This is a genomic window from Acidobacteriota bacterium, from assembly GCA_040752915.1.
Lineage (GTDB): Bacteria > Acidobacteriota > UBA4820 > UBA4820 > DSQY01 > JBFLVU01.
The window spans coordinates 1-7,817 of sequence record JBFMHB010000092.1; the positions used below are offsets into that span (position 1 = coordinate 1).

General features: G+C 61.6%; 12 protein-coding genes and 1 tRNA gene. 11 read left to right on the forward strand and 2 right to left on the reverse strand.

Annotated features, from left to right (window positions below; genetic code table 11):
• The first annotated feature begins 396 nt into the window (after positions 1-396).
• The 10 genes from AB1824_12280 to AB1824_12325 all read left to right on the forward strand — a co-directional run bounded on the left by AB1824_12280 (position 397) and on the right by AB1824_12325 (position 6,502).
• Entirely contained in the window at positions 397-876 is a 480-nt protein-coding gene (locus AB1824_12280; GenBank protein MEW5765742.1) for a hypothetical protein, read from the forward strand.
• 133 nt (positions 877-1,009) lie between these two features.
• The gene (locus AB1824_12285; GenBank protein MEW5765743.1) at positions 1,010-1,612 is read left to right on the forward strand and encodes a hypothetical protein; all 603 of its coding nucleotides are present in this window, start codon (positions 1,010-1,012) and stop codon (positions 1,610-1,612) included.
• Between the two features lie 107 nt (positions 1,613-1,719).
• On the forward strand, positions 1,720-1,905 hold the full coding sequence (locus AB1824_12290; GenBank protein ID MEW5765744.1) for an excisionase family DNA-binding protein: 186 nt from the start codon (positions 1,720-1,722) through the stop codon (positions 1,903-1,905).
• Positions 1,906-2,279: 374 nt separating this feature from the next.
• Positions 2,280-2,879, forward strand: a complete 600-nt coding sequence (locus AB1824_12295) for a hypothetical protein (protein MEW5765745.1) — start codon at positions 2,280-2,282, stop codon at positions 2,877-2,879.
• Entirely contained in the window at positions 2,876-3,142 is a 267-nt protein-coding gene (locus tag AB1824_12300; GenBank protein MEW5765746.1) for a hypothetical protein, read from the forward strand. The genes AB1824_12295 and AB1824_12300 overlap by 4 nt, the downstream gene beginning before the upstream one ends.
• Positions 3,139-3,366, forward strand: coding sequence for a hypothetical protein (locus AB1824_12305; protein MEW5765747.1), 228 nt, complete (start codon positions 3,139-3,141; stop codon positions 3,364-3,366). The genes AB1824_12300 and AB1824_12305 overlap by 4 nt, the downstream gene beginning before the upstream one ends.
• On the forward strand, positions 3,356-3,973 hold the full coding sequence (locus tag AB1824_12310; GenBank protein MEW5765748.1) for a hypothetical protein: 618 nt from the start codon (positions 3,356-3,358) through the stop codon (positions 3,971-3,973). The genes AB1824_12305 and AB1824_12310 overlap by 11 nt, the downstream gene beginning before the upstream one ends.
• Before the next feature lie 331 nt (positions 3,974-4,304).
• On the forward strand, positions 4,305-4,502 hold the full coding sequence (locus AB1824_12315) for a hypothetical protein (protein MEW5765749.1): 198 nt from the start codon (positions 4,305-4,307) through the stop codon (positions 4,500-4,502).
• 552 nt (positions 4,503-5,054) lie between these two features.
• On the forward strand, positions 5,055-5,285 hold the full coding sequence (locus AB1824_12320) for a helix-turn-helix domain-containing protein (protein MEW5765750.1): 231 nt from the start codon (positions 5,055-5,057) through the stop codon (positions 5,283-5,285).
• Positions 5,286-5,884: 599 nt separating this feature from the next.
• Positions 5,885-6,502 (forward strand): site-specific integrase, encoded by a 618-nt coding sequence (locus tag AB1824_12325; GenBank protein ID MEW5765751.1) that lies wholly within the window; start codon positions 5,885-5,887, stop codon positions 6,500-6,502.
• 21 nt (positions 6,503-6,523) lie between these two features.
• Here AB1824_12325 and AB1824_12330 read toward each other — a convergent pair.
• Positions 6,524-6,614: transfer RNA gene (locus AB1824_12330), tRNA-Ser, on the reverse strand.
• A 44-nt stretch (positions 6,615-6,658) separates the two neighbouring features.
• The gene (locus tag AB1824_12335; protein ID MEW5765752.1) at positions 6,659-7,126 is read right to left on the reverse strand and encodes a nucleoside deaminase; all 468 of its coding nucleotides are present in this window, start codon (positions 7,124-7,126) and stop codon (positions 6,659-6,661) included.
• Positions 7,127-7,342: 216 nt separating this feature from the next.
• Between AB1824_12335 and rpsL the strand changes: the two genes are divergently transcribed.
• A complete protein-coding gene (gene rpsL / locus AB1824_12340) occupies positions 7,343-7,717 on the forward strand; it encodes a 30S ribosomal protein S12 (protein MEW5765753.1) in 375 nt (124 codons plus the stop codon).
• Positions 7,718-7,817 lie beyond the last annotated feature (100 nt).

A 7,817-nucleotide genomic window follows, 5' to 3' on the forward strand; every position in this document is an offset into this window, starting at 1 on the left:
AGCGGGGCTGCGAAAGCCGGCCCAAGGAATCCTCCGCGGACGCTCCGGCTGCGAACGCTCCCTCTCCGGTCGCGTTCTCGCTCGGGGCGTCACGCGGCGCCCCCTTGGGCTTCGAATCCCTCTCCAACCACGTCCTGTGCGGGATGCCTTCGAAGAAGCCCTCTGGCGGAGAGAGAGGGATTCGAACCCCCGGTACCCTTTAGGGGTACAGCGGTTTTCGAGAACGAGAAAGAGCCCTCTCGCAACCCCTTGTCCTTGTTGATTTTCCCTTATATTGCAGGCCTTTTTTTTGCCCTGCAATTTATACGCCAGTCGGCAGAAATCGGCCCTTTTTTACGGGAATTCGGTAAACATTCGGTAAACATTTTTCCCGGTCCCGGACCGGAGGAGGAGAAGATGGACAATATCTTCGTGAAGGACGGCTTTTGGCTCACGGTGGAACACGCGGCTTCATCCTACGGGGTGCCCGTCCTGGCCCGTAATGGAGCGGTTTACGGGCCGGGGGATGTCCTACCCTCAGGCGAGGGGGCTTCGGCCTTCGTGGAGGCTTGGGCGAAGCGAGAGGTGCGTTCTCCCGGGGAGAGGGCGGCGGCTCGGCGCTTCCTCGGTTTGCCTCCGGGTGCCCTTGGAAGCGAGGAGTGGGAATGCGACACCCTCCGCGCGTTGATCCTGGAGGCCGCCGAAGCCCTGGACCCGAGTCACCAGGGGGTGCAATGGCCGGACCCCATCGAATGGGATGGAAGGCCCCTTCGGGATCAAGCGAGAGACCTCTACACCCTCGTGGACGTGGCGGCCGCTGACTACGGTGGAGCGAAGGCGGCGCGGCTCCGTGCCCTCGCCCACAGGCTGTGGCAAGCGGCGACGGAGGTTGAATGACCCGGCGGGAATCGTTAGTTTGAGGCTGTAACACGGGGGCAACGGTTCCGGCGACGGCCTGGACCGGGGGAGGCGGCTCCGACCTCCCCGCCCCCGTCCCCACCCCTCGGAGGCTGGAGGGGAGCGCCGGACCGTGAATGAGGAATACCTCACAGTAACCGACCTGGCAATGCTTGAAGCCCTGACACCTGCGGACATTCAGGATTACCTAAGTAAAGAGCAGGAGTACCTGAGGAGGGCGAGAGAGGGAGATCGGCAGGCGCAGGTGCTTTACCTAGTTCGATGGTTCGAGCCCTGGCGCTCCTGGATTGAAAGGCCCTCATTCAGAGGACCGAAGTCGAGGCGTGGAGCGTTTCTTGAACAGATGGCGAAGGAAGAGAAGGACCGCATGGAGGACTCATTCGGTCAACACATCAATTGGAAGGGGAAGTGGTGGGAGGCGGTGGATGCCCAACGAAAAAGGGAAGCGGAGATAGCACGCCGCAGTAACTGGGGGCAGAGAAAGGGGGGATACGCGGGAGGGTGGACCAAGAACGCGGCAATTTTCGAAGCGTCGCTTAAGGCGTTGTGTGAGAATATTCAATCCAACGATGCCCGAAAGGTCCACAAAGCCCTGGATGAAGGTTGGTTAGGTTGGCGCATTGAGAGGAAAAAAGTAATCTCCCCGAATGGTTCTTCCCGAACCTGGGGCTCGGTGAAAAACATACTCTGCAGACTCCGAAAATCAAGAACGTAATTCTTGCTAGCAAGAATTACATTTTAGCCTTATTTTTCATTCCTAAACACTTGTTAGCCTCCCGCCCTTTGCCGTAAATTTACGGTGAAGAAAGGAGACACGCGCCTATGGATGAATTCCTAAGGGTGGAGGAGGCGGGAAAACTCCTGAAACTCACTCGGGGAGCGGTTTATACTGCCGTAGCCCGGCGACAACTGCCCTTTGTACGGCTAGGCCGCAGAATCAGGTTCAGGCGCTCGGACCTGGAGCGGCATCTTGCCCAAACTGCTGTCCCAGCGGAAAAGCGAAATTAGCCCGTGCGATCCGACCAGTCGTTTACACGGGTTCCGACTCGCCTTGCCTACGACTACCTTCCAAAGGCGACACGGGGGCGCGTGTACACGGACCTTGAGGCTCTCGTATCCATCTGCCTTTATGCGGAGCGAGAAGGCCTTCCTTCGACTCGGGAACTTCGACGCCGTTGGGGGTGGGGCCACCGACGGGTGAAAGCGTTCATTGAGACCAATTGGGTGAGGTTGGAGAGCCTCTTTTCAAACCGCCAAACGCATATGTCACATATGGATATTTCAGAAACAATGAACCACCCTCGAACCACCGAATGCACCACCAAATGGACCGGCTTTCAGGTTGATGAAACAAGCCAATTCTCAGAAAGGCGAACCACCAAATGAACCACCTGGCGAACCCCAGTCCTCAGACTTATATCCCCAAACGTATATCCTCAGGCGGCGGCGGCGGCCCTGCAGGATCGTCTTCTGTAGAGGATTCGGAGAGTGTCGCGCCCGCCGCCCGCCTCGTTCAGGAGATTGAGGCAAAAGCACAACCCAACACCTTCACCGGAGCCCAACGCCGGAGCCTCTTGGATGGTGTACGCGGCCTCCTCGCCATTCGGCCCCTGGAAATCGCCTTAATCGCGGTGGAGGAAGTTTTTTCCGCACCGAACCCACCGCGAACCCCCGGCTTCATTCTGGAGCGGATCGGGGAGCGTCTCGCCGCCCTCGAATCAACCGGCGATTCAGGGCGGAAAGCGCGGGACCCCAACGCGGGATTAAAGGAGAGCCTTCACCGCCTTGGGGTGCCCCCGCATATTCTGCACGGAAACCGAGAGCGGATTCTGGAAAACGCTCAAAACTACCTGGAAAACTACGCGCGGGATTTCACGGACGAGGACAACCGCAGGCGTCTTGAACTGTCGCGGTTCATTGAAAAGGAATGGTACTCACCCCCTCAAACGCCTGAAACAGAACGCAGAAAGGAGAACGCATGAAGTACGACATTTTTCTGGGTGAGAGAACGAAACCCAACGAAGTCCCTGTGGCGGCGCGGGACGTGGCCGACGGTGAGGCCGTGGCGGTCCTGGATTATCAGCATCGGCCCCTCGTGATCGTCACGCACCCCGAAAGGGCGGTGACGGCCCTGACCCCCTATTTCGCCAAAGGTGCAACCCTCACCGGATGGGCCGGTCCTTTGGTGCCCGGTCTTCCCAAAGTGCAAGCCCTTCGGCTTGTCCCGAAAGGCGGTTCCCGATGAAGACGGCGGCGGATGCGTTTGACGAACTTTGGGCGTCTCTGGACGATTCGGCGAGGGCACAGATCGAGAGGACCGTGGACGCGGACATAGGCCGGAATGGAATGGACCGCCTTTCCCGCGAAGAACTCACGGCCTTACGGCGTGATCTCGCTTGGGCGCAACTGGACCCCGCCGGGTTCCTCAAGGCCCGCCGGGCCAAGGGGAGGCTCCGCTATGCTCCTTGACGCAACGGACAGGCTTGAGGCCGAACTGACCGATCTTCACGCCCAGGCGGAACAAGCCCGGCGAAAGACGCAAGAGGCCCGCGAACAGGCGGCGGCGGCAGAAATCGCCTACAGGGAAGCCCTGCGTCAAGCCGACGATGAAGAAATTGGAACCGGGGCGGATCTGCCGGAAGGAATGGCCCTCAAGGGTACCAAGGCCCTGTGGACCGCTTGGCAGGAACGGCTTTCCTCCCTCGTTGAAGCGATTGCCGGCAAGTCCGAAGCCCTTGCCGTGGAGCGGTCCAAGGCGGAAAAGGCCGAATTGGACACCCTCGCGGAATCCATGCCCGCCCTCGTGGATAGGATAGAACGAAGTTACGCTACGTTGGCCCTTGTGCTCGGAGAGGCCCACGACGCCCTCCGGCGCTTTGACGGAGGGTTCCACAACCCCGCCGGGGAACGGGTGTCGCATCCGGGAGGGCAGATTCTGCGGCGCTTCCTCGCCGAGATGAGAACGGACCGGGTGAACTATCTCCGGCGACTCGGGGAGAAGCGCAAGATTCACTTCGGCGTGGCGCGGCACCCCACCCTTGAGGTCGAACCTGCAAGGCGCTCGGGGGAGGAGTAACACCGATGCCCTACAAAGACCCGGAACTTCGGCGGGCGGCAGTGAGGGATTCGCTCAGGCGGCGGAGAGCGGCGGATAAACCCGCCCGAAAACCCTTGCCGGGCCTCGCTGAATTGCGGCTTGAGAACGCGCGGGATGTGATTCACGTTCTTCACGGGCAGGTGGCGGCGCTCCTCGAAGATCAGACCATTAGCACGGTAGAACGCGCGCGGACGGTGGCCCTGCTATGCTCGGGCCTTTTGCGGGCCTTTGAACAGTCTGACCTTCTTGACCGGCTCGAAACCCTCGAAAGGAAGGCGGGAGAAGATCGGCGACATGGAGGAATCTATCAATGAATGGACATCAACAGCGGCTTGAACGCCTGGCCGGTGGGTTCAAGGTGGATTCGCTCGACGACCCCGACATGATGCGGACCGTTTGGGACCGAATCGTGCAACTGGATGGGGTGGCCCAGAAGGTTCCTCCGCCACAGGAAGGAGAAACCCTCCGGGAATGGTACGCCCGGCGAGGGTGCCCGGTGTCCCAATGAACTCCCTTCGACGGCGGGTTGAGGCCCTAAGCCGGACGGCGGCGGCGCGAGGGGCGGACTTCATCGTGTGCCGTTTTGTGGAGGAGCCCGAAGGCTCCGGCAACTGGCGGTCTGTGGAATCCATCGGGAAAGAGCCCGTGCCCGCCGGACTCACCCCCGAGGAATTCGAGCGGATCGTTTCGGAGCGGTACCCTGACCACGCGGCCCTCTTAGTGTTTCGGACGAGCAAACCTCTGGAACGGGCATGAGACCCCGTGAGGCGGTCCAGGAATCGCGGAAAGGGACGGGCGAGGGGGTTTGCACGCCCCCGCCCGTCCTGGGGCCTCTCACGGGCTTGGACGCCCACCCCAAGATATGGGGGTGGGGCACTTTCGGAAGGTTCGGAAGGGCCAAGAATGGGCCGAAAATGGCCTTCGTCTTTTAAAATGAACAGGATACGATTTGACATAATGTTTTTTATCGGACGTGACGGCGCGTATTCTCGCGCGCGCGCGAGGATGCAAACTTGTCAACACCGCAACAGGGGCATAGATTGACCTGGGAGGGTGTGGGATGCCGATTGATCTTGATGGTCTTAAAGGAAAGGTGTTCAGTCCGGCGGAGGCCGCGCAAATCTTAGGGGTAACGCCCGATTCGGTACGTCGGCTGGTACGGGAAAGAAAACTCGGCGCGGTTCACCCCTTCGGCGGTACGACGTACCTCATCCACGGCGACGCGCTCATTCGATACGTTCGAGGGCTCCCGCCGAAGGACACTCCAAAGCACATGGAGGGCGGGGAGTGATAGCCTCCGCCGATCACCTAGAAGTGGGTTCGCCCTCGGCCTGGGGACCGGGAGGCGGAACTGTCGGAGTGAAAGGAGGTGGATTGAGAGGAACGACCTGGAGGCGACTGGAGCCCGGCCTTTACGAACTTCCACCGGGCAAGGATGGGAAGCCCCGCTTTGCGGCGGAATGGGTCTATCAGGGGCGCAAGGTCCGGCGGAGGTTCCCAACCGTGACCCTTGCGCGTCAAGCCCTGTACGCCGTAAGAGGGCAAATCATTGAAGGTCGGTATATTGACCGGAGAAAGGAGGCGGCAACCCCCTTTAACGAGGCGGTAAAGACCTTCCTACAATGGAGCGAAATCAACACCCGTCCCACAACGCACAGGCGGGACAAGGAATTCGCGGCGGGATGGGTGGCCTTCTTCGGTGGGAAGACCCTGGGGGAAATCACCCCCGGCGAGGTTGAGCGATTCAAGACGGCGGAGGCGGTCCGGCCTCGGAAAGGTGGGATCCGGCCAATCTGCAAGAAGTCGGTGGACAACAGCCTCGCCCGCCTGAAACGACTCTTCAACCTGTGCATTGAAAGCGGTCTTTGCTCCCTGAATCCCGTTTCGCGGGTGAAGTTTTTCCGCCCTGAATCGAGGAAGGACCGCTTTCTAAGCCCGGAGGAAGCCGAAACCCTCTTGGCCCAAACCTCCGAGCCTACGGTTCGCGCGGCCATTCTCTTCAGCATCCACACCGGCCTTCGGCTTGGCGAACTTCTAAGCCTTACTTGGGCCGATGTGGACTTCTCCCAGGGTGCCTTCGGGCAGATCACAATCCGAGCGGCAAGGGCGAAGGGGAAACGCTCCCGCCGGGTGCCCCTAGACCGTACGGCCCGGCAAGCCCTGGATTCCCTCCCCCGAGGGATTCGAGGGGATGCCCTCGTGTTCCAAAGATTCGGCGGGCGGTACAACTCCTGCCTTCGGAAGACGTTCGAGAAGGCCGTAAAGGCGGCGGACCTAGAGGGCGCTTCGTGGCATACCCTCCGCCATACTTCCGCCTCATGGCTCGTAATGGCCGGGACCCCTTTGGTGATCGTTCAAAGAATCCTCGGCCACCGGGCCATTGAAACGACCCTGCGCTACGCCCACCTTGCCCCCGGATTCCTGGAGGAGGCCGTCACGGCCCTGGACCGATTTGGTAAAAAATCGGTAAACATGGCCCCCTCTGCCTCCGAAGGGGGAACCCCATGATCGCCCGTAAGTCCTTTATTTTGGCGGAGAGAGAGGGATTCGAACCCCCGGTACCCTTTAGGGGTACAGCGGTTTTCGAGACCGCCGCCTTCGACCACTCGGCCATCTCTCCGCGGGGGGGGATTATAGAGGAAATCGGGGAGGAGGACCAGGCCCCTAAGGGGCGGGTGGGGAGAGGCCGCCGCGCCGAGCACCGAAGAATTCCCGCAACAGGGCGCGGGCTTCCTCCTCCATCAGGCCCGAGGCGACGGGGAATCGGTGGGGGTAACGGCCCTCCTTCCACAGGGCTTGAAGGTGGGCCACCCCCCCGAAGCGCGGCTCCGGTGCGGCGTAAACGAGGCCGCCGATTCGCGCGTGGACCAGAGCCCCGAGGCACATGAGGCAGGGCTCGAGGGTCACGTAGAGAGTGGCCTGCCGCAAATCGTTCCGGTGCCTTGCGGCCAGGGCGGCGGACAGGGCTTCCATCTCGGCGTGGGCCAGGGGGGAAACGGTTTCGCCCCGATTCCGGCCCTCGAAGAAAGACCCGTCGGGACAGGCGAGGACGGCCCCCACGGGCACGTCCCCGTCGCGGCCCGCCTCGGCGGCGAGGACAAGGGCCCGTTGCATCCAGTCCCGCGACTCCATGGGGGCCTCCCTGGCCCACAAACATAGCACGAGGGCCGGAGGAGGCGAGGGGCCGTGGGGGTGGTCCGGCGGCGCGCCCCAAGATGTTGGGTCCGATCTCCTTCATTTGCCGACCCATAGGTCTTGACACTGGGTCCCTCGCCGTGTAAGATGATGCGGCTTTTTCCCCTATCGGGGAGAAAGTCTCCGCGCAAGGGCGACGGAAGGAGGCAGAGAGTGCCGACCATCAATCAGCTCGTGCGGAAGGGACGGAAGGCGGTCCAGTACAAGACCAAGAGCCCGGCCCTCCGCTCCAACCCGCAGAAAAGGGGCGTCTGCACCCGCGTGTACACCACAACGCCCAAGAAGCCCAATTCCGCGCTACGGAAAGTGGCGCGCGTCCGCCTCACCAGCGGGATGGAGGTCACCACCTACATCCCCGGCATCGGGCACAACCTCCAGGAGCACTCGGTGGTGCTGATCCGCGGCGGCCGCGTCAAGGACCTTCCGGGCGTGCGCTACCACATCATCCGCGGCAAGCTGGATACGACGGGCGTGGATGCCCGCCGTCAGGGCAGATCGAAATACGGAGCGAAGCGGCCGAAGTCCTGATCCTGGTTTCCGCCCGGGCCCCACAGGGGGGCCGTTGCTCTTTGAAAAAGAGGGTAAGGAGCAGCAGGTCATGCCGAGGAAAGCCTTTGTCAGAAAGCGA